This is a genomic window from Saccharothrix sp. ST-888 (genome assembly GCF_000955975.1).
Taxonomy (GTDB): domain Bacteria; phylum Actinomycetota; class Actinomycetes; order Streptomycetales; family Streptomycetaceae; genus Kitasatospora.
The window spans coordinates 1-319 of the sequence record NZ_JYJF01000833.1 but is presented as its reverse complement, the minus strand read 5'-3'; the positions used below and the strand labels follow the sequence as shown (position 1 = coordinate 319).

Annotated in this window: 1 protein-coding gene; it reads left to right on the top strand. The window is 66.5% G+C overall.

Features of this window, described 5'->3' with window-relative positions; genetic code table 11:
- Nucleotides 1–188 precede the first annotated feature (188 nt).
- The coding region (locus UK12_RS45440; RefSeq protein WP_156179165.1) for a UbiD family decarboxylase domain-containing protein at nucleotides 189–319 on the top strand (131 nt) is incomplete at its 3' end.

Sequence of the window (319 nt, the reverse complement as noted above, 5' to 3'; positions counted from 1 at the left end):
GCGCACCTGCGGGAGGTGGCGGGCCCTCTGCTCAGGAGTGGTCAGGCAGTCGATGACCGCCCAGATCCACCGGGCGCGGACGAGCAGTGGCGGCAGAATCCCCAGCACAGCTGCGAGCTCCCGCCGGCGACGGTGAGGTGGTCCCCTCTTGGCGGGCCCAGGGTGGTCGGTGTCGGATACTGACTCCTATGGCATACGACGATCTCCGCTCGTTTCTCCGGACACTGGAACGTGACGGCAACCTCAAGCGGATCAAGGCCGAGGTCGACCCCTATCTGGAGATCGGAGAGATCGTCGACCGCGTGCAGAAGGCGAAGGG